The organism is Rhodoligotrophos sp. CJ14 (genome assembly GCF_038811545.1).
GTDB classification, from domain to species: Bacteria; Pseudomonadota; Alphaproteobacteria; order Rhizobiales; family Im1; genus Rhodoligotrophos; species Rhodoligotrophos ferricapiens.
Genome location: NZ_CP133319.1, coordinates 4,620,988 through 4,641,194, shown reverse-complemented (window position 1 = coordinate 4,641,194; position 20,207 = coordinate 4,620,988). Strand labels below are relative to the sequence as shown.

Below are 20,207 nucleotides of genomic sequence, written 5' to 3'. Positions count from 1 at the left end.
TCCGTGATCGCCGGCCACGTCCAGTATCCTCTCCGATAGCACCTCTAAGATGCTACTCAGTCCTTCCCCCAGGGCTGCCATGGTGCTGAGTGCCCGAACGGAAGGAAGTGCCGTTGCCGCGCTCAGTGCGATCATCACCGGCGCGCTGGTGCTGCAGATGGCCAACACGGTCATGCAGACGGTACTGCCCTTGCGCATGGCGCTTGAGAATGAGCCACCTCTGCTGATCGGCTTCGTGGGATCAGCCTATTCGGTGGGATATCTCGCCGGTTGCTTCGCGATTCCCAGCCTCATCAGCCGCATCGGCCATATTCGGGGCTTCGCGGTCTTTGCCGCGCTCCAGGCAGCGCTCACGCTGAGCTTCCCGGTCATGCCGGTCGAGGCATGGGGTCCGGCGCGGCTGCTGATGGGCTGCGCTGCGGCGGGCCATGGCATCTGTATCGAAAGCTGGATCAGCGGACAGGCCCGATCGGGCCATACCGGCCGGATTTTCGGCTTCTATCAGATCCTCTCAAGGCTCGTGGTCATCGGCTCGCAGGTGGCGGTCGGGTATATCGCGGTTGAGACCGAGAACGTGTTTCTGCTGGTCAGCGCTGCCTTCTCGCTCGCTCTTATCCCCGTCGGCCTCACCCGGGCGCATGGACCAGAATTCACTGAGATCATCTCCGTGAATTTGCGAATGCTCTGGCAGCAGGCGCCAGCGGCCGTGATCGGCTGCCTTTATGTGGGCCTGGTCGGTGGACCTTTGACCAGTGTCGCGCCAGCCTATGGCATTCTCATCGGGCTTGATCAATCGGCTGCCATTCTCCTCACGGCCAGCGTTCAGATCGGTGCGCTGGTTGCGCAATGGCCCATGGGGTGGTTTGCCGACCGGTTCGACAGCCGCCTGGTCATGAGCACAGCCGTGCTTGCGGTGCTCGGCGCATCGCTGCTGCTCTGCTGCATTCATCTTTTCACCGGACGCGCGCCGGATGTGTGGCTCTACGGGCTGTTCCTGGTGATCGGCGCAGGGGGCATCCCGATCTATACAGTGGCGGTCGCGCATGCCTATCTGCGGGTCGGGCGCGAGCACGCGGTCAGCCTGTCCGCCGGATTGCTGTTTCTGTGGGCGGCGGGCGCGGGCATCGGGCCGGTTGCCGCAACGAGCGTCATGGAAGTGATCGGCCCACAGGGCCTCCTTGCCTATGTCGGCGCTCTCTCCCTGCTGGTGGCGGTCTATCTCATGGTCCGCATGAGCAGAAAGCCACGGCCGGATGCGGGAGACATCAAAGTGCCGCCGGTTGCCTCCCCCATGCATCCCAGCTTTGCCGCGGCAACCGAAAAAGACAGTCCGACATAGTGCGGCCACCGGACGCAGTGCCTCGCGGCTGCTCAGGCACAAATAGATGGGATATCATCTATTTATATGGCCATTATCGTTATCCCATGAATTCCTCAGTAATACAGCGCCCTCGCAATCTCGGCGCGCTCGTCGGACAGACCGCCCGGCAGTGGCGCCGCGCGGTCGACAAGCGGCTGCAGCCTTTCGGATTAACCGAAGCCACATGGCTGCCTCTCCTGCATCTCGCGCGTGCAGCAAGACCTATGCGGCAGAAGGATCTTGCTGCTTCTCTGGCACTCGACAGCTCGTCGGTGGTACGCCTGCTCGATGCCTTGGAGCAAGGCGGGCTGGTCGAGCGCCGCGAGGGTGACAATGATCGCCGGGCCAAGACGATCACCTTGACCCAGCTCGGCCGGGAAACGGTCGCGCAGGTCGAAGTCATCTCCGCGCAGGTCCGGGATGAGGTGCTGTCGGGCCTGAGCACGGAGGAGTTGGACATTACCTTCCGTGTGCTCGACCATATCTGTGCAAAGCTTGGCCCGAGCGAGGAGGCAGGCCTTGATTGATCAGGTGGCCAATCGCTCGCGGCTCGATGCACGCCCCAGCCCCTTTCCATCGGCGCCCCTCTGGCTCGTCGCGCTGGTGACGCTCACTGGCACGCTCGCCATGCACATCTTCGTACCGGCGCTGCCCAGTGCCGGGCTCGAGCTCGCGGCGAGCAAGAGCGCCATGCAGATGACGGTAAGCCTTTATATTGTCGGGCTTGCCGCGGGCCAGCTCATCTATGGCCCCCTTTCGGACAGGTTCGGCCGGCGGCGGGTTCTGATGGCCGGGCTCGGGCTCTACGCCATTGCCAGCCTGGCTGCGGCTCTGGCCTCCAGCGCCGATGCGCTCATCGTCAGCCGTCTGTTTCAAGCGCTTGGCGGCTGTTCCGGCCTGGTGCTCGGGCGGGCCATCATCCGGGATACGGGTGGCACGATGGATGCCGCCCGCAGGCTCGCCCTCATGAACCTCATCGTGATGGTGGGGCCAGGGCTTGCGCCGGTCGTCGGCGGGGCGCTGGCGACCATGATCGGCTGGCGCTCCATCTTCTATACGCTTTGCGCCTTGGGTCTGTTGACGCTGGTGCTGGCCGCATGGCTCTTGCCGGAGACCAGCCAGCCGTCAAAGCGCGAAGGCCAGTCGCTCACGCGCAACTATGGGCAATTGCTGGGATCGCGCGCCTTTATCGGCTATGCCATAGGCGGGGGCTGTGCCACGACCTCGGCCTATGCCTTCATTGCCTCGGCGCCCTTCATCTTCGTCAATCAGCTCGGCCGCCCCGATCACGAAATCGGTGCCTATCTCGCGCTGCTGATTTTCGGCGTGTGGCTCGGGAACATTCTCACGAGCCGCCTGATCTCGAAGGTGGCGCTTGATCGTCTCATGATCACGGGCAATCTGGTCAGCGTGGTGGCGGCAATCACCTTCCTCGCGATTGTCCTGTCCGGTCACCTTTCCGTCGGCGGGGCTGTCGGATGTGTGTTCCTGTTCACGGTCGGCGCCGGGGTTGCCTCACCACTCGCGCTCACCAAGGCCGTCAGCGTCAATCCTCACGTCATCGGATCGGCATCAGGTCTCTATGGCTTCTCGCAAATGGCAATTGGTGCGATCTGCACAGCGGTTGCGGGGCTCGGCGACAATCCCGCGCTCACCACGGCCCTCGTGCTGGCCGCGGCGGGCGTCATCGGCCAAAGCTCTTTCTGGATTGCCTTACGCAATCACCAGCCCAAGGCGGCCGCATAGATTGGGTGGCCTCGGAGCATGGGCCTCTGCGGGCATAGCCATGGTCGACCCACGCGCAACGGCCCCCGTTCAACCCTGTCGGTCAGGTGATTCATAGTGGTCCTTCACAGCGCGGTCGGTGCGCTGCTGCTGTTGCGGAGACCGGTTTCTCCGCCGCCAACGCATGGTGCCGTAAATGATCGCCGCCGCCAGGATGATGACCAGCACCACATCCATAATGAGCCACCAGAGACCACCCAGGTCCTCGCTTTCCATCAGCCAACTCCTGATCGCTGTTCGCCTTCCAATGGAGAACCCTTGAACGGGACGATTTGATCCGCGCTCAATGAAACATCGACAACGACCATCGACCGGAGCAGCGATGAGCCCCATACACCCGGATGCGGAGCAAGGCTTTTCTCGGAGCCCGGACACTTACATGCGCGGACGGCCAGACTATCCGCCGGAGATTTCCAGCTGGCTCACCGAGGTCATCGGGCTTGGGCCCGACAAGATCGCCGTCGATCTCGGCGCGGGCACGGGCAAGTTTACCCGGTATCTCCTCGGCACCGGCGCATCGGTGATCGCGGTTGAACCGGTCGATGCCATGCGGGCGAAGCTTATGGCGGTGCTGCCGGACGTCGATGCGCGCGTCGGCACGGCGGAGGCGATGTCGCTTCCTGCGGCGAGTGTGGACGCGGTGCTTTGCGCCCAAGCGTTCCATTGGTTCGCAACAGCCGAGGTGCTGACTGAAATCCATCGGGTGCTGAAGCCCGGTGGCATGCTTGGGCTTGTCTGGAACCTGCAAGACCGGCGGGTCAGTTGGGTTTCGGCGCTCGCAGCAATCGTTGCGCCCTATCGGGGCGAGACCCCGCAGGTCTATACCGGCGAGTGGCGCTGCATATTTCCCGCCGATGGCTTCGGTCCCCTGGAGGAGCTCGTCATCCCGCATAGCCATCGCGGTCCCGCACAGCAGGTCATCATCGACCGCGTCCTTTCCACAAGCTCAATCGCCGCCCTGCCCGCCCAAGAGCAAGCTGCTATCGTCGCACAGCTTAATCAGCTCATCGCCAGCACCCCGGCGCTGGCTGGGAAGCGTGAGGTGGTCTTCCCCTATGAAACACGCGCGTTTGCCTGCCGAAAGCTTTAGGGACGCATTTTAACAGATCGGTTAACGTTCCCGTAACGTTTCAGGAACAGCAAAAAATGCTCTTCCAACTGAGCATCTAGCGAGCTTCGAACGTTAAGAGAACATTCGCCACAGAAGAGGCGAGTTGTCACGACCATATTGCATGGCCACGATGGCCTATCATATAATCAACAGATAATTAGCATGCTACAAATCAGCATTATTTACGATGTCACACTCGCAGCTCGAGGCCGGTTTCCTTACCCACCTCTCACTCGCCGCCCGCAAGCTCCAAACCACCTTCGACAGCCTGATCCGGACGCATGGGCTGACGCTATCGCGTGCGCGCCTGCTCCTCCTTCTCTCGAAAGCGGGTGCGGTCAATCAGACCGAACTTGCGGGGCTGCTAGAGCTGGAAACACCCACTGTCGTGCGGCTGCTCGACAAGCTGCAGCAGCAGGGACTGATTCTGCGCCAGCCGGTCGAGGGGGACCGGCGGGCCAAGCAAGTCATGCTGACCAAGAATGCCCGCAGCCAGGTCGCCGAGGTCGATCACGCCGCAAGTCAAATGCGGCATCTCGCTCTCAGAGATATCGCTGAAGCGGATCTCGTCGTCGCCAGCCGGGTTCTCGATCAGGTGATCCGCAATATAGAGGCTCTGACGGGCAACGATCTTTTGCCGGCTGAAAATGTCTCCAGCGAGACGGTTCCACATGAGTAACGTTGAACCAGGCGCTCAACAGGCTGCCGCGCCAGGTGCTGCCCCGGCCCCAGCACCGGCCCCACCGCTCATCCGATCGGTGAGCTGCATCGCCGCCTCGGTGCTGCTCTGGACCACGCAGGGGTTCGGCATGAACCTCGTGGCGGCCAATGTCTATCAGATCCAAGGCTCGCTCGGTGCGAGCCTCAACGAGACGATGTGGCTGCTGGCCGCCTATACGGCACCGAATGCGAGCCTTGCCATTCTGCTCGTGAAGATCCGCAACCAGTTCGGCCTGCGGCGCTTCGCCGAAATCAGCATCGCCGTCTTCGCGGCGGTCGCGCTGCTGCACCTGTTCGTTCGCGACCTCCCATCGGCGGTCGCGGTTCGCTTCGTGGCGGGGATTGCCGCTTCGCCGATCTCGTCACTTGGCTTTCTCTACATGCTCGATGCGTTTCCTGCCGCGCGGAAGATGACATGGGGTCTGAGCCTTGCCTTGACCTGCTCGGCGGCCAGCCCCTCAATTGCGCGGCTCATCTCGCCACCGCTCATCGATATCGGGCTCTGGCACGGCTTGTACATGCTGGAGATCGGGCTCGCGCTGCTGTCGCTGGCGGTCGTCTATCTCTTGCCGCTCACGCCTGTTCCCCGAACCAAGGTACTGCATTGGCTGGATTTCGTCAGCTATCCCCTGATCGGGATCAGCTTCGGCCTGCTGGCAGTGGTTCTCAGCCTCGGCCGCTTCTATTGGTGGTTCGAGGCACCGTGGCTCGGCGTGTGCCTTGCCGGGTCGATCATTGCCTTTGCCCTTGCTGCTGCGATCGAGATCAATCGCGAATCTCCGCTCATCAATCTGCGCTGGCTGATGACGCCAGAGATCCTCCATTTCGCGATCGTGCTCCTGGTGTTTCGCATCGTGCTCTCGGAACAGACCTCCGGCGCAATCGGACTTTTCCAGAATATCGGCCTTTTGAACGAGCAGAGCCAAACGCTTTATCTGGTCATTCTCGCCGCAACGATCCTTGGCGGGCTGACGAGTGCCGCCCTCCTCAACATCGAGCGTGTTTCAGTCCTTCACGCGGTGGCGCTGGCTTGCATCACCGTGGGTGCCTTCATGGATGCTCATTCAACGAACCTGACGAGGCCTGCCAATATGTATATGAGCCAAGGGCTCATTGCCTATGGCGGCGGGCTGTTCCTGCCACCGGCAATGATGGCGGGTTTCACGAAGACGCTCAAACAGGGACCCACCTATATCACCAGCTTCATCATGCTGTTTCTGGCGACCCAGAGCTTGGGCGGACTGATCGGATCGGCCGCGTTTGGGACATTCGTCACCTTGCGAGAAAAGTTCCACTCCAATCAGCTTGTTGAGAACATCACACTGGCCTCGCCCATCATTGCCGATCGCGTCCATCAGCTTGGGGCCGCTCATGGTCGGGTCCTCACTGATCCGATCCTGCGCAATGCGGAAGGCAGCGCGCTGCTTGCCCAGCAGGCGACGCGGGAAGCCTATATCCTCGCCTATAACGACGCGTTCCTCCTGATATCCGTGATCGCAGGTCTCGCGCTCGCCGGCCTCGTGATCACCGTGATCTGGAGCAGATTACGCCTCCTGCTCTTGCCGGCGGCAAAAGCTGCGGAGGCGTCCTGAGCTCGTATCATGTCTAAAGTCATTCCTTTCATCCGCACCATCGGCATAATCCTTATCGGCGTGACCGGCGCATTGCTCGTCCTTTATGCCTGGGGGCTGCCGCCCTTTCACAGCTCCACCGAGATCACGGAAGATGCGTATGTGCGTGGGCAGGTCACGATCATCAGCCCACAGCTTGCGGGTTACGTGACGGACGTTCCCGTGAGGGATTTCCAGCAGGTCAAGGCGGGTGATCTCATCGTCCGCATCGATGATCGCATCTTTATTCAGAAGCTCAATCAGGCGCAGGCTCAGCTTGCCATCCAGCAGGCGAACCTCAGCAAGGCAACCCAGGACCAGCGCTCAGCGGAAGCAAGGCTCGCCTCCAGCCAGGCACAGGCTGTGGGAGCCCAGGCGACACTCAACACAGCGCAGACGACCGAAGCGCGCGTTGCCTTGCTGCTGAAGCGGGGCGTCTCGACCCAACAGGCGGAAGACCAGGCCAAGGCGGAGCTCGAGCAGGCCCGCGCGAGCTTGAAAGAGGCCCAGGCTGCCGTTGAGGTCGCACGCCAGGATCTGCAATCGATCATCGTCAACCAGCAATCACTGAAAGCGGCCATTCAGAATGCGGAAGCTGCCGTGCAGCTTGCGGAAATCGACTTGCAGAACACCCGCGTCACTGCCCCGCAAGACGGCAGGCTCGGAGAAATCGGCGTTCGGCTTGGACAGTATGTGACGGCCGGCACCCAGCTCACTTCGCTCGTTCCCGACCGCAAGTGGATCGTCGCGAATTTCAAGGAGACCCAGCTCTACGGTATGAAAATCGGCCAGCCCGTCCGCTTCACCGTGGATGCGCTGGAGCATGCAGAGCTTACCGGACATATCGAGGCCTTTGCGCCGGCGACCGGATCTGAATTCTCGGTGTTGCGGCCGGACAATGCCACCGGGAATTTCACGAAGATCGCGCAGAGACTTCCGGTGCGCATATCGATAGATCCCAGGCAACCGCTGGCCGAGCGGCTCGCACCGGGCATGTCGGTTGTGGTGAGCGTTGATACGACCGCGGCAGCGGAGGCGACGCCTGGGGCCCCTGTGGCGCAGCCCTCACCGCCGGTTGCGCAGAATGAGACGCCGCGGGGCAACAACGATTAGCTTCTTGCTTGGTCCCTGGTTGGCCGCAGCGGCCGGCGGCTCGAGGCGAGACCTCGGCGCGCGCTGAGAGCGCAAGCGTCGCCATGAGGTCAATTGGCATGGAAGGGATTGTGTTGGGACGGGCGGCGCCACCAGAAACGCAGGCGACCGGATATGGGAGCGCTGCCAGTCTGCCTGACCTATCCTCCCCGCAAACGAAACTTGCCTATCCCCGTAAACGAAAAAAGGCCGGAATAATCCGACCTTTCCCGTTCTCAACCGCCGCCAGTACATCCGTGGTCGGCGGCGAGACGTATTCCTGTCTGATCAAGCGATCTTCAGCTGCTCGGCGGAAGACTTTCCGGAGCGATTGTCGCGCACGACCTCATAGGACAGCTTGTCGCCTTCGCGCAGCATATCCAGGCCCGAGCGCTCAACGGCGGAGATATGAACGAACACATCCTTGCCGCCGTCATCCGGCTGAATGAACCCATATCCCTTGGTTGCATTGAACCACTTTACGGTGCCAGTACTCATGACGAGCCCTTTCTAGCAATTTTTCCTTCCTTGCTGATGAACAGCAAGAGTTAGCGCGATTTTTGAAGGAAGAGCTTGTCTCGGCACGCAGAAGCGTGGTCGTAACGAAGTTTCATCTACAAAAGATCGACAAATCCAAGATAAGAGATCCCCTAGTACCTGTCAAGATTGCGGTCTTTTCCTTGGTCGAACAGCTTTTCCCGAGGAGCGCGTTTCCCTCTCGAGCCGCTCCTTTTCAGCGCGCAGCGCGCGCAAGCGGGCCGTATTGCTGTTCCGCCGATCAATCTCAGCCTTGATGATAGCACGGGCCGCTGCGTCTGTCGCCGCCGCTTTTTTCTCCGATGCGCTCAGCTGCCGCTCGGGGTGCACACCTACTGGCGGCGCTATTGTTGTTTTGCGATGAACAGCCACCCACAATCCTTTCTCGTCACATGGTGCACGCTACTTGGCTTGAGGCAGACAGCGCTCACCAGGGTCGGTTCGGCCTGTTCACTAATATAGGTCGATCAGCGAAAATCACCAGATCACGGGCGCTCAAAAGCTGGATATTTGGCAAATCCATCAGGATGATGACAGTTTCGCGGCGCAGCGGCCCGATGCCGCCACCACTCTCGGGCTTCTTGCTGAAGGAAGGGTTGCGCCCCCATATTGCGCCGGATCCGCACCGCCGCCTCCGCTGGCAATCATACAAAGAGGATCCTCCATGAGCGATGTTCCTTCCATCACCCTCAATGACGGACACAGCATTCCCCAACTCGGCCTTGGTGTTTGGCAGACGCCGGCGGCGCAGACCGCCCATGTGGTCGAGGAGGCGCTAAGGGTTGGCTATCGCCATATCGATACGGCCGCCATCTATGGGAATGAAGCCGGGGTCGGAGAGGCCGTCCGCAATTCCGGGCTGCCGCGGAACGAGATCTTCGTTACCACCAAGCTCTGGAACGATGATCAGGGCTATGACGAGACACTCCGGGCGTTCGATAAAAGCCTCAAGCAGCTCAGGCTTGATCACGTCGATCTCTATCTCATCCATTGGCCGGCGCCACGCCGGAATGCCTATGTGGAGACCTGGCGCGCCTTAATCCGTCTCAAAGAGGAAGGACGGGCCCGTTCGATCGGGGTTTCGAACTTCAACCCCGACCATCTCCGCCATATTGTCCGCGAGACCGATGTCAGACCGGTGCTGAACCAAATCGAGCTTCATCCGCGATTCCAACGCCGCGACTTACGCGAGGCGCATCGAGAACTTGGGATTGCGACCGAGGCGTGGAGCCCCCTTGGCCAGGGAACCTTGCTCGATCATCCCGTCATTCGCGAGATTGCGCGCAAGCATGACCGAACTCCGGCACAGGTGATCATCCGCTGGCATATTGAGAACGGGATCATCGTCATCCCGAAATCGGTGACGCCGAGCCGGATCGCGGAGAATTTCGACGTGTTCGGTTTCCGCCTGGATCAGGCGGAGCTCGAGCAGATCAACAGGCTCGATGATCCGAATGGCCGGATCGGACCGGATCCGCTCACGGCGACATTCTAACTAAGCTCTGCCCGAGCAACTCCGGACCGACCACAAGGGGGGCGGCGGGCATCAACCGAGCCGCTCCAGCCGCGCATGCCTCTCCGCCGCCTCGTGACGGCCTCGCTTGAGCCTGTAGAGCGCGCGATCGGCTTGCTCGAAAATGGCGTCGATGCTCATACCGCCTTCGGGCCGCCACTCCGCCACGCCGATACTTACGGTGGTCGAGATTGCCTGCCCTCTCCAGAGCAGCTTCTGGCCGGCGATCATGTGCTGGATGTCGTCGGCGACAGCGCGGGCGTCCGCCTCGCTCAAACCCGGCAAGATCGCGTTGAACTCATCTCCGCTCAGCCGCCCCAGCACTCCAAATGGGCCGGCGCGACGTGCGGCGATATCGCCGATCAGCCGCAGATAGGCATCTCCCGCCGCATGGCCATAGGTATCGTTGATCTCCTTGAAGCGGTCGACATCGATGAGCAGGATCGAGAAGCCCTGCCCAATGCGTAGTCCCCGCTTCATGCAGGCATTCGCCATGGCCATCAGTTTGCGGCGGTTCGGCAATCCGGTCAGCTCGTCGATATTGGCCAGCGCCGCCAGTTTGCCGCGCAACCGGTCGATCGTCATCAAGAGGAAGCCCAAATTCCAGACGCTGCCCCCGAAAATGACGGCCAGCAGATTGTAGGCTGCAACGCGATAATAGGCTTCCGTCGACAGGTGACCAGTCAGCCGCAGCAGATTTTCGGTGGTTTCCGCGCCATGTCCGATGAGAGCGAGGATCATCGCAATTGCGGCGACGGTCGCACCCAGTTTCCATCGCCCGTGTCGAAGAAGGCAAGCAAGGCTCAGGCCCAACGGGATCATCTGGAATGCGGCATAGATCACGTTCTGGCTTGCCCTGCCCTGCCCCGCCAAGGACATGGCGATCAGGCTGACCAACGTGATGGCGACCGATATACGCCAATCCGTTCGCAGACCATAAAAGGTCCGCACACCCACCCAAACGAGGCAGAAGCCGGCGACCACTAAGGCGATACCGCCGAAAGTGAAGGCCCGCCCATAGCCCTCAAGGGCAAGCAGTCCGCCACCTGCCGTGGTCATCACGCAGGCCACGAACCAGTGATTGACGCCCGGCAAGCCACGATACGCAAAAACGATGCCCGCCCAAATCGTGCAGAGCGACAGTGAGTTCAGAAGAATGATGACGTAGAGGGTCAGAAAATCGAGCTGCATTCTTCTGAAATCGGCGGGCTTCGCTTAAGCGGAATGGTCCTTCTCTCACCGCTTAAGCGGTGGACATAGCGCATGGGAGCAGCCGACGCCAGTGGCCGCTCATCGCAAAAGTGCCGCCGAGCATCCTCTCAGATGTCATTCAAAAGACGAGATCTGGATAGTCGTTCCGCTTGGCGTGCTGTTCGAAATCCTATGGAACCGAATCCCAATGAGGCGCGTTTATAACCCCGCGCGTGGCTTCGGTCGCGCGCGGGCCGACGGGTCTCGAGATGCCCCCATTTAGAACCCGTCGGCTTATCGGCAAACTCTCTCCTCCATGCTGCATAGCAAAAAAGAATCGTCTCGGCCTCAGTTTCGGCGCAGATTGGTCCTACTACGGAGTGGTGCGCTGAAGGCCTCAGACAGGGAGATAGGCCGATCCGATGGTGCTTTTCCTCTTAATGCTTACGTGTCTCGGCGTCTCAGGATGGCTGGGCCTAAGCTGGTATCGCGAGAAGCGGCGCGATCGTGAAAATCGCCGCCTCCTGCGGCAACACACAAGACGAACGGGCTCGGACTAGAGTCGTTCCTGTCTAGCCTCGCAGGGAGGCCGTTCGCTCTTCTCCGGGAGTTGCCAAACCGCTCTTGCTCAGGGCGTGGTCGTTCTCGTCTCCCGAGCGACATCCAACCGCCTCAGTAGTTATCGCAACAAGGCGGCTAGAGGTCGCTCTCTCGCGAAATGCCGCTCCTCGTCGAAAATCGCACTGATCCCTCGTACAAAATGGGAACCTCGCGCCGCAACCTCAGTTGTTTCCGCGACATCCTCCGCTGACGGTGAATGCGACGGGACCAGCCGATGGGCGTCTCAAATCGCTTCGCATCGCCGGCGGTGTGCAGGCGCATGCCTGGACGTTGGCAAGCGCTCGGCGAGGAAGCCCTAATCAGCGGGCGTCTCGCAGCGACAATGCCGTCCGGAGGTCATTGATCAGAGGTGCGAGGAATGAACAGCATCATCTATCTCATCGGGCTCATCGTGGTCGTTCTCGCCGTCCTGTCATTTCTCGGCCTTGCTTAAAAGGAGCACCGCCATGGCCTCAGATGCAAGCTTCTCGTCAAATCAGAAGACTTCCACCAGCGACAAGTCGAAAAACACCTTCGGCAGCGAGAACACCGCTGTGCGGGACGATATGGAGAATGCCAAGAGCGCGATGTCGAAGGGCGCATCGGGTGTCGTGTCGGGTGTGCAGAACATGGCGCGCGAGACGATCGAGAGCGGCAAATCGGCGACGACCGAGAGCATTCGCGATTTCACCGCCGCTGTCCGCAAAGCGTCCGAAGAACTCGGCCAGCGGGATCAATCGATGGCAGCCGATCTGGTGCGCCGCGCCGCATCGGGCCTCGAGCAAACCGCGGAAGCTATCGAAGGTACCAGTCTGGATGACCTGGCACGCTCGATCACGAGCTTCGCGCGGCGACAGCCCACAGCCTTCCTGATCGGGGCGACGCTGACGGGCATCGCACTCGGCCGGTTTGCCCGCGCATCGCAAGCCCATGAGCATGAGCATGAGCACGACCGCAGGACCGGCAATGGATCCATGTATTCGTCCAGATCATCCGGCCGGGGATATGATCGGCAGGATCTCGATCGGGGCAGCTATCCCGCTGGCGAGAGCTATTCAGGCGGCTCGCGCTATTCCGGGGTGACCGGGCAGTCGGCCGGCATGGATCTCGACAATCCGACGGGTGGAAACAGCGGGGTGAGTGGTACCAATTCGACGAGCGAGTATCTTGCCCGTGAGAACCAACCCGGAGGCAGCAATGTCCGTTGAGCCTCGCGCCAGTAAGAGCGTCCCTGAACTCTTCGGCGACCTCATGCAGGAGGCGACGGAGCTGCTGCGTGCAGAGGGACGGCTCATTCGGGCGGAGCTGTCGGACAAAGTCACTCAGGTTCAGATCGCCGGCGGGTCGCTGGCAGCGGGCGCTATCTGTCTGCTCGTCGCGCTCATCGTCCTGGCGCAGGCGCTGGTGATCGCGCTTGCCAAGATGATGGAACCGGGATGGGCCGCACTCATCGTGGGCGTGGTGCTCGCCCTGATCGGCGTTGCTCTTCTCTACAAGGGCAAGAAAAACCTCGATCCGGCAAATCTGACGCCTACACGGACCGCCGAACAGTTTCGCAAGGACAGCAAGCTCGTCAGGGAGCAAACGCAATGAGCATGGAAACCGAACGACTGGCCCGTGAGGCCGAACAGCATAGGACCCACCTGGACAGCACCATAGATCAGCTCAAAAGCCGGCTATCGGTCGGGCAGATCGTCGATGAAATGTGGTCATATGTCCGCGAGGCCAAGGTGCCGAAATGACTCAGAATCTCGGACGTCAGGTCCGTCAGAACCCCCTCGCCCTCGGACTGATAGGAGCCGGCGTGGCCTGGCTTTTTCTCGGCCAGGGAAGCCGGAGCGATCGCGCCAACTGGCGCGGCGAGGGAGCCTATGACGATGCCTATTTCGACCCGTACCGGGCGGAAGGCGCTTCATCGGACGACGCTTACATGTCCAATGGCGGATCCCGGGCCAACGGCTCCTCCCGATCTAGCACGATGCACTCGCTCGCGGACACGACCAAATCGGCTGTCTCGGGCGCTATGGAAGGCGCGCAGAAGACATTTGGCACGGTCAGCGATGCGACCACCAATGTCGCCGGAAGCGTGAGACATTCCGCCCGCAGCCTGTTGCACAAAACGTCCAGCACAGGCTATCGCGCCAATGAGATGGCACAGTCGACCTGGCGCAATCTCATGCGGTCGCTGCAGGATGAGCCATTGGTGGTCGGTGCAGTGGCAGTCGCCATCGGTGCCGCAATCGGCGCATCACTGCCCCCGACCCGGCAGGAGGATAAGCTCCTCGGCGGCGCTCGCGATCAGCTGAAGGACAGCTTGACGAGCTATGGCAAGGACGCTGCCGACAAGGCGCAGCGGGTTGCCTCGGAGGCCTATCAGGCCGGCCGCGAGAAGGTCTACAATCCAGATGACAAGGATGCCAGCCTGGCTGACACGGTGATCTCGGCAGGCGAAGCCGCAACCGAAGCCGCCAAGAACGCCGCCCAGAAGGAAGGGCTGATGTAATATTCGAGGCCCGTGGCAGCAGCGATCGTCCCGGAAACAGGAGGCGATCGCTGCTTGCTGCCTGCGTCCATGATTTCATGCTGAAGGGTCGCCACTCCCGGCTCGCCGCCCATCGACCAGACGATTTCAGGAGATGAGGATTGGCCTTTTCTGATTCGGCTGGGCAGAAATATCTGGCATTGACGGGGTATGCGGAGCTCTTGAATGACCGCGACAGGATCCGTGAGCTCTGGTCGATACCGACGAAAGCCTGGTGGATTGGTTCTGTGGATCCTTACATTCGGCTCCTCAAAATCAAACCCAGAGATGCCCAGTATTGGGACAGTCCAGGGACAGTCGCGAGCTATATCAAGATGATAGCGGCAGCTGTCAGCGACGCGCGACCGGCAATCGGCGGGCATGCGAAGGTGCGGATGTAGGCGGCAACTTCGCTCCACCAGATAAAAAGACCAGCTGCGCCCCAGCTGGTCCCTTCCTTTCTCCCGAAATTTCTGTTCATCTTCACTGTCTCTGATCAGGGAGTATCCCCAATGGAAGAAGCGGGCGTTGGTTGGATTGCTGCGATTATCATCGGTGGCATCGCGGGCTGGCTTGCCGAGATGTTCATGAAGAGCGACACCGGGATCTTGATGAACATCATCCTCGGTGTGGTCGGCGCCATCATCGCGAATGCAATACTCGGCCTCTTCGGGGTGACGTTGGGCGGATGGCTCGGCTATCTCGTGGCCGGCTTCATTGGCGCCTGTATTCTCATTGCAGTGGGCCGGCTCATTAGACGCTGAGCACTCTTCACCAGCGAGCTACATGATCTCAGCCCTTGGCATGGCCTGCTCGGTAGCCAAGTTTGCCGGGCCGGCCAACACGATCTGGTTGCGTCCGGTGCGTTTGGCGCGATAGAGGGCGGCATCCGCCTCCTCCAGGAGGTGCTTGGGGTCGATCTGGCCTTCGGACACGGCCACACCGATGCTGATACTCGGACTGACCTGCCGACCGGCTATGTGGCTCGCCTGGGCTTGGAAAGCCGCTCGCAGGCGCTCGGCCACGCTCATCGCCTCTTGAGCAGATGTGTTCGGCAGGAGGCAGACCATTTCATCGCCGCCGATGCGGAATACCATATCTTGCTTGCGCAGAATGCTCTCGGCGGTCCGGGCGGCCACCACCACGACCTCATCACCGACCGCGTGACCGAACAGGTCGTTGATTTTCTTGAAGAGATCGATGTCGAGGGCGAGCAGGGCGAGCGATCTCGCAGGCGCCCCCCCGCTCAGACGCGCCACATAGTCGTCATATGCCCGCCTGTTGCGGAGCCCCGTCAAGGGGTCGAGCAGAGCCATCTCGTAATTCTGCAGAGAGGCACGCTCACGGACCATGGCGATCATGAAGGCGCTCACCAGAAGCGCCTGAGCAACGCCTAGAAAATTATACACCAGTACGGACCAGATAGCCGTCTCTTGAGACCCTAAAGGGCCCGGCAGGATCGGCGCGGCGATGGCCCGCGCAAAGCCACAGGCGGTCGCAATCGAGAACAGCCAGAAGAGTGCGGTGCGCGAGGGAAGAGCCTCATGGCGGGCGCGCCAAAATTCCCAGGCGGCCAGCCCATTGAACAGAGTGACGATCAGGCTCCTCACCACCGAGCTGAAGCCATAGAGCTCATAAGGACCGAAGATCGTGGCTGACAAGATGAGCCAAAGCAGCGGAGGAAAGAGAGTGCAGAGGAGAAGAGGTCGGCGGTCATTGATGGCGCGGGCCGCCTGCCAGGCGAAGCCATAGGCCAGCAGAATGGCAAGCGCTCCGAGCCGCCCAGCCCATAATCCCGGCAGGAGCCAGGGGGCAGCGATCAGAACGCCACCCAGGGCGCCGAGAATGAGTGGCAGGGAGAACCAGAGATAGCAGCCGTTCCTACCATCCCGTATCCAGAAGATGACGAGCAGGCTGCTGATCGTGGCGATCAGCACCACGCTGTACATGATGATCGTCGAAATATCGACGCTCAAATGCTGCCTCGCTGCTCAGATCTGCACTTGCCAGATGGCCCCGTCGACCCTTCGCGGCTCTGGCCGGTGACATTGGTATGATCACCCATTAACAAAGATGCAAAGGGATCTCCAGTTTGCCGGCACAATGCCGGCAAAGCTGCCCGATCCTGATCTATTGGCTAACGAAACCCCTCATCCCGCCTTGGGGCGCAGGCAAAATCCCGCCGCGCGCGCCTTCAAAAGCAACGAGGAATCACTCGTCACCTGCTCGGGAGGTCTCGAGTGGGAGCAGGATCACGCATCGGACGCCATCCGGGCCAAAGTCCAGCCTGGTCTCCGCATTGAGCTGATAGCGGAGCGCACGCTCGATCAGTTCCGTGCCATAGCCGCGACGGCGCGGCGCGCCATCGTCTGGCATCCGCACATTGCTCTCGCGCCATTCGAGAACGATCCAGGCTCGAACCTGCTCCTCCTTTATGGTCCAGCTGACCGACAATTTGCCAGCCGACTGAGCCAAGGCACCATATTTGATCGCGTTTGTCGCAAGCTCATGCAAGGCAAGCCCCATGGTCTGGGCTGCTCCGGCAGTCAGATTGGCGGAAGGGCCGTCCACATGCACCTTTTCGGGGGCGCGGCCCTCATGCAGATGGGCGGCGAGTTCTGCCAGAACGATCGCGCGAACGTCTGCCTCATTCCTATCGCCCTGCGCGAGGAGGCCCTGCACTCTGCTCAGGGCGAGCAGGCGGCTTTCGAATTCAGTTCTAAACGCGTCGAGTGAAGGGCTCAGCCGCATGGTGTGATTGGCGATGGACATTACCACCGCAAGAAGATTCCGGGTGCGGTGCTGAAGCTCGGCGATGAGGACCTGCTGACGGTTCTGCAAATCGCGGAGGTCATGGACGTCGGTCATAGTCCCGACCCACTCCCCGCTCAAAATGGGTCTTGCCCGGGTTTGATGCCACCTGTATTCGCCATCGGAGCGTCTGACGCGGTGCTCATGAACATACTCGCCGTTCTGCTTCGCGTGCTGCCAGGCCTGCAGGGCGCCTTCACGATCATCTGGATGCACTGCCTCCAGCCAGGCAAGCCCGGAGCTGTCCTCACTGCTGATGCCTGTGAATTCGACCCATTGCGGGCTTGCCCAATGCCTCTCACCATCAGGCTGCCCCCGGAAGACGAGCTGTGGAATATTGGTCGCAAGCAACCGAAACCGCTCCTCGGTCTCTCGGAGTTGATTTCCTATTTCATGCTGTTCGGTGCGATCGCGGGTGATCTTGACGAAACCGCGGCTTCGATCCTTGAGCGGCATCAACAAGCCAGAGGCCCAGAAGCGGCTCCCGTCCTTGCGGACATGCCACCGCTCGTCGAATGCGCGCCCCTGGGCAAGAGCCTGCGCTCGCTCTTCGTCAGCGGCGCCGGCGCGAAGGTCCTCAGGGGTGAAGATCACGTCGGCCATGCGGCCTAAGATTTCCTCCTCGGTATATCCAAACAGGCGTTGAGCGCCTGTGTTCCAGCTCGTCGTCACTCCAGTCGGGTCGATGGTGAAAATCGCAAAGTCACCAGCACTGTCGATGGCGAGCTCAAAGAGCTCATCCCTCAATGTCCTTGGTGTAACCGCTTCCTCGTGAGGTCCATTCACGCATGGCTCCTCTTGCGCTTATCCGATCTCAGATGCCTCCTGCTAGTGGCACTCAGCAGGAACGCCAGTTGTGGTGCCCGGTTCCGTTCACAGGATGGGGCCGATCAGCCGCTGGTATTCCCGCTCGGGCTGGCCATAGGCGTCCGCGGCAAAGGCCTCGAGACCGATGCGGTTGCGTATGGTGAGGTAGCCACGCTCAGCGCGAATGAACCCGCTCCCCTCCAGTTCATGGAGCGCGGTCGTGACGCTCGGGCGGCGCACAGCCAACATCAGTGAGATGAATTCGTGGGTCAGCGCAATCTCATCGCTCTCAGTCCTGTCATGGCACATCAAAAGCCAGCGGGCCAATCGCTTGTCGATCTGATGAACCGCGTTAGACAGAGAAGTGAAAGCGGTCTGTATGGCCAGGCAGTGCACGAATTTCAGGAGAAGAGATCTGAACTCACTGCTTCGCTCTAGGGCTGCAAGGAAAGACGGGTAAGGCAGGCGAAGGCCTTCGCCCGGAACCTGGACGAAGACTTCGAGGGCTGACCTGTCGATGCCCAAGGCAGCGCAAGTGGGCGAAAAGCCGTCCCGCCCGAACAAGCCAGCTTCAGCGCGATTTCCTTGCGGCGAGATTGCAATAACCGACAATATTCCAGAATTCGGGAAATAGACGTGATCAACGGGTTCATCGGGGGTCGCAACAACCATAGACCTCGGCAGATCTACGGGTTCGGTGTCGCGGCAGATTGCAATCATTTCCTCCCTGGGGAGCAAAGAAAGCAATCGGTTTTTTATATTCGGCCGAAGAGAAATGTTCATTGCCCTCATGTTCGTTTAGGACAAGAGCATCACATCTCCCAGCCGTCCACGCCCAAGATCTCGTTAAAACAATGCCGCCCTTATATCAGCAATGCGGCCATAAAGACAGTTTGTACGGTATATGACACGCCCGCATTTTGCGACGTAATCGGATAATTATCCCGTCAGGTTTTTGGGTGGGCGGGCAGCGTGAGACATCAGCCAAACGGGGTGTTGATCGTCGAGGATGAGCCAATGATCTCGATGATGATCGAAGACATGGCTCTCAATCTGGGCTGGCAGATTGTTGCCAGCGTTCACACCGAGCGCGATGCGTTGCGGGTCTTGGAAGAGCGCATACCAGCCGCCGCCATTCTCGACCTCAAACTCGGATCAAGCTTGAGCCTGCCCGTTGCCGCTGCATGTCGGCGACAGAATGTGCCCGTCATCTTCATCACAGGCTATTCACTCGTTGATCTTCCGCCGGAATGCGCCGGCGCACCGGTGCTGAACAAGCCCTTCTCACAAAGCGATCTCAACACAGCGCTCCAGCAGATCACGCGATAGGCTTTCAACCTCTGACGCTCGCCGGGGCCTCGACCACCGCAATGATCCTGCCCAGGAGCTGGTGAAGCTCATCTCTGTGGCCTGACCGGGCAGCAGACACGGTCTCCTCCGAGGTCATGACCACCGTCAGATCGAGGGAGGGGACGATATAGAGCATCTGTCCGCCAAAACCCCAACCATAATGGACGAGATGGCCTTGGATCTCGCGCTGAAACCAACCATAGCCATAGCCATCGCCGGTATAGCGCGAATGGGTGCGCGGCTGCCAAGACTGCTCGATCCATTGCGGTGAGATCAGCTGCCGGCCGGCTTTTGTCTTGCCACCATTCCGGTAGAGCTCGCCAAAGGCCAAGAGCGACTTCGGGCTCATGGCCATCTGGTTGCCGCCGAGATAGATGCCTTGCGGATCCTGCTCCCAGGCGGTGATGGCAAAGTCATCCAGGGGGCCAAGCCAGTCCTTGGCCAAAGCAAGGGTCGAGCGCCCGGTCAGGCGGGTCAGAATGGCTGAGAGAAGATGGGTCGATCCGGTCGAGTACAGCATCTCGCCCCCGGGGTCGTCATCGAAAGGCTGTGCAAGCGCGGCGCGGACCCAATTGGCGCTTGCGACCCAGCGGCCATAATTGGGGCCTGAGGTGCGCCCCAGCCCCGCCTGCATCGAAAGAAGATGGCCGATCGTGATCTGCTGGATGCGCGGATCGGGATTGTCCGGCAGCTGATCCTTCAAAATCGGGGCGATGCGTTGGTCAACGCCTTCGAGCACGCCCTTGTCGATCGCGATGCCCACCAGAGCTGAAATGATCGATTTGGACGCCGATTTGATATTGGTCGGCGCGTCGACCGAATTGCCGCGATAGCCGCGCTCGCCGATCACCGTGCCGTCATGAGCGACTATTACAGTTTCGAGCGGCGCGAGCGCTTCTGCCTGATCGAGCAGGTCTGAGATGGAGGGGATGAGAGCCGAATTCGGTTCTGATCTGGCCCTATCAAGCTGGGGCGTGATCAGAAGAAGGCAGGCGGCCAGGGCGATCGAGAGATAGCGCATCGCCTTTAGCTAAGCCCATCCCGGCACAGGTAAATAAAGCTGAGCCAAGATTTCCGCCGACATCACCGGGATTTGATCACCGCTTGCCCCTTGCGCGCAGGCTAGCGCCGGCCAGACCTAGCACTGGAGAGGGACAGCG

22 protein-coding genes are annotated in these 20,207 nt (G+C 60.6%); 15 read left to right on the top strand and 7 right to left on the bottom strand.

Annotated features, from left to right (window positions below; translation table 11 throughout):
• The first annotated feature begins 79 nt into the window (after positions 1 to 79).
• The 3 genes from RCF49_RS21630 (at position 80) to RCF49_RS21620 (ending at position 3,106) form a co-directional block, all read left to right on the top strand.
• Positions 80 to 1,339 (top strand): MFS transporter, encoded by a 1,260-nt coding sequence (locus RCF49_RS21630; RefSeq protein WP_342641852.1) that lies wholly within the window; start codon positions 80 to 82, stop codon positions 1,337 to 1,339.
• 86 nt (positions 1,340 to 1,425) lie between these two features.
• Entirely contained in the window at positions 1,426 to 1,887 is a 462-nt protein-coding gene (locus tag RCF49_RS21625; RefSeq protein WP_342641851.1) for a MarR family winged helix-turn-helix transcriptional regulator, read from the top strand.
• Complete coding sequence (locus tag RCF49_RS21620) at positions 1,880 to 3,106, top strand: multidrug effflux MFS transporter (protein WP_342641850.1); 1,227 nt, start codon at positions 1,880 to 1,882, stop codon at positions 3,104 to 3,106. The genes RCF49_RS21625 and RCF49_RS21620 overlap by 8 nt, the downstream gene beginning before the upstream one ends.
• A 69-nt stretch (positions 3,107 to 3,175) precedes the next feature.
• On the opposite strand, the gene RCF49_RS21615 is transcribed toward RCF49_RS21620, so the two are convergent.
• Positions 3,176 to 3,361 carry a hypothetical protein gene (locus RCF49_RS21615; protein ID WP_342641849.1) on the bottom strand — a complete coding sequence of 62 codons (186 nt, stop codon included), beginning with the start codon at positions 3,359 to 3,361 and terminating at the stop codon, positions 3,176 to 3,178.
• Between the two features lie 106 nt (positions 3,362 to 3,467).
• Here RCF49_RS21615 and RCF49_RS21610 point away from each other — a divergent pair, with 106 nt between their 5' ends.
• The 4 genes from RCF49_RS21610 (at position 3,468) to RCF49_RS21595 (ending at position 7,699) form a co-directional block, all read left to right on the top strand.
• Positions 3,468 to 4,235 carry a class I SAM-dependent methyltransferase gene (locus RCF49_RS21610; protein ID WP_342641848.1) on the top strand — a complete coding sequence of 256 codons (768 nt, stop codon included), beginning with the start codon at positions 3,468 to 3,470 and terminating at the stop codon, positions 4,233 to 4,235.
• 208 nt (positions 4,236 to 4,443) lie between these two features.
• Positions 4,444 to 4,935, top strand: a complete 492-nt coding sequence (locus RCF49_RS21605; protein WP_342641847.1) for a MarR family winged helix-turn-helix transcriptional regulator — start codon at positions 4,444 to 4,446, stop codon at positions 4,933 to 4,935.
• Entirely contained in the window at positions 4,928 to 6,568 is a 1,641-nt protein-coding gene (locus RCF49_RS21600) for an MFS transporter (RefSeq protein WP_342641846.1), read from the top strand. The genes RCF49_RS21605 and RCF49_RS21600 overlap by 8 nt, the downstream gene beginning before the upstream one ends.
• A 9-nt stretch (positions 6,569 to 6,577) precedes the next feature.
• Entirely contained in the window at positions 6,578 to 7,699 is a 1,122-nt protein-coding gene (locus RCF49_RS21595) for an HlyD family secretion protein (RefSeq protein ID WP_342641845.1), read from the top strand.
• 306 nt (positions 7,700 to 8,005) lie between these two features.
• On the opposite strand, the gene RCF49_RS21590 is transcribed toward RCF49_RS21595, so the two are convergent.
• Positions 8,006 to 8,215: a cold-shock protein gene (locus RCF49_RS21590; protein ID WP_342641844.1), complete on the bottom strand. Its 210-nt coding sequence runs from the start codon at positions 8,213 to 8,215 to the stop codon at positions 8,006 to 8,008.
• Between the two features lie 703 nt (positions 8,216 to 8,918).
• Here RCF49_RS21590 and RCF49_RS21585 point away from each other — a divergent pair.
• On the top strand, positions 8,919 to 9,749 hold the full coding sequence (locus RCF49_RS21585; protein WP_342641843.1) for an aldo/keto reductase: 831 nt from the start codon (positions 8,919 to 8,921) through the stop codon (positions 9,747 to 9,749).
• A 51-nt stretch (positions 9,750 to 9,800) separates the two neighbouring features.
• Here the strand turns inward: RCF49_RS21585 and RCF49_RS21580 are convergent, their stop codons facing one another.
• Entirely contained in the window at positions 9,801 to 10,958 is a 1,158-nt protein-coding gene (locus RCF49_RS21580; RefSeq protein ID WP_342641842.1) for a GGDEF domain-containing protein, read from the bottom strand.
• A 1,067-nt stretch (positions 10,959 to 12,025) separates the two neighbouring features.
• Between RCF49_RS21580 and RCF49_RS21575 the strand changes: the two genes are divergently transcribed.
• From RCF49_RS21575 to RCF49_RS21550, 6 genes are all read left to right on the top strand, one after another.
• Positions 12,026 to 12,766 (top strand): hypothetical protein, encoded by a 741-nt coding sequence (locus RCF49_RS21575; RefSeq protein ID WP_342641841.1) that lies wholly within the window; start codon positions 12,026 to 12,028, stop codon positions 12,764 to 12,766.
• Entirely contained in the window at positions 12,756 to 13,151 is a 396-nt protein-coding gene (locus RCF49_RS21570; protein ID WP_342641840.1) for a phage holin family protein, read from the top strand. The genes RCF49_RS21575 and RCF49_RS21570 overlap by 11 nt, the downstream gene beginning before the upstream one ends.
• Positions 13,148 to 13,300, top strand: coding sequence for a DUF3618 domain-containing protein (locus RCF49_RS21565; protein ID WP_342641839.1), 153 nt, complete (start codon positions 13,148 to 13,150; stop codon positions 13,298 to 13,300). The genes RCF49_RS21570 and RCF49_RS21565 overlap by 4 nt, the downstream gene beginning before the upstream one ends.
• Positions 13,301 to 13,362: 62 nt before the next feature.
• Positions 13,363 to 14,061 carry a hypothetical protein gene (locus RCF49_RS21560; RefSeq protein WP_342641838.1) on the top strand — a complete coding sequence of 233 codons (699 nt, stop codon included), beginning with the start codon at positions 13,363 to 13,365 and terminating at the stop codon, positions 14,059 to 14,061.
• A 140-nt stretch (positions 14,062 to 14,201) separates the two neighbouring features.
• Positions 14,202 to 14,480, top strand: a complete 279-nt coding sequence (locus RCF49_RS21555) for a pyridoxamine 5'-phosphate oxidase family protein (protein ID WP_342641837.1) — start codon at positions 14,202 to 14,204, stop codon at positions 14,478 to 14,480.
• A 111-nt stretch (positions 14,481 to 14,591) separates the two neighbouring features.
• On the top strand, positions 14,592 to 14,843 hold the full coding sequence (locus RCF49_RS21550) for a GlsB/YeaQ/YmgE family stress response membrane protein (RefSeq protein WP_342641836.1): 252 nt from the start codon (positions 14,592 to 14,594) through the stop codon (positions 14,841 to 14,843).
• An 18-nt stretch (positions 14,844 to 14,861) separates the two neighbouring features.
• Here RCF49_RS21550 and RCF49_RS21545 read toward each other — a convergent pair whose 3' ends face one another.
• The 3 genes from RCF49_RS21545 to RCF49_RS21535 form a co-directional block, all read right to left on the bottom strand.
• On the bottom strand, positions 14,862 to 16,055 hold the full coding sequence (locus tag RCF49_RS21545) for a GGDEF domain-containing protein (protein ID WP_342641835.1): 1,194 nt from the start codon (positions 16,053 to 16,055) through the stop codon (positions 14,862 to 14,864).
• A gap of 235 nt (positions 16,056 to 16,290) precedes the next feature.
• Positions 16,291 to 17,676: a sensor histidine kinase gene (locus RCF49_RS21540; RefSeq protein ID WP_342641834.1), complete on the bottom strand. Its 1,386-nt coding sequence runs from the start codon at positions 17,674 to 17,676 to the stop codon at positions 16,291 to 16,293.
• 87 nt (positions 17,677 to 17,763) lie between these two features.
• On the bottom strand, positions 17,764 to 18,480 hold the full coding sequence (locus RCF49_RS21535; protein WP_432807356.1) for a Crp/Fnr family transcriptional regulator: 717 nt from the start codon (positions 18,478 to 18,480) through the stop codon (positions 17,764 to 17,766).
• Positions 18,481 to 18,669: 189 nt separating this feature from the next.
• Between RCF49_RS21535 and RCF49_RS21530 the strand changes: the two genes are divergently transcribed.
• Positions 18,670 to 19,026 (top strand): response regulator, encoded by a 357-nt coding sequence (locus RCF49_RS21530; RefSeq protein WP_342641832.1) that lies wholly within the window; start codon positions 18,670 to 18,672, stop codon positions 19,024 to 19,026.
• 4 nt (positions 19,027 to 19,030) lie between these two features.
• On the opposite strand, the gene RCF49_RS21525 is transcribed toward RCF49_RS21530, so the two are convergent.
• Positions 19,031 to 20,068, bottom strand: coding sequence for a serine hydrolase domain-containing protein (locus RCF49_RS21525; protein WP_342641831.1), 1,038 nt, complete (start codon positions 20,066 to 20,068; stop codon positions 19,031 to 19,033).
• Positions 20,069 to 20,207: the final 139 nt, after the last annotated feature.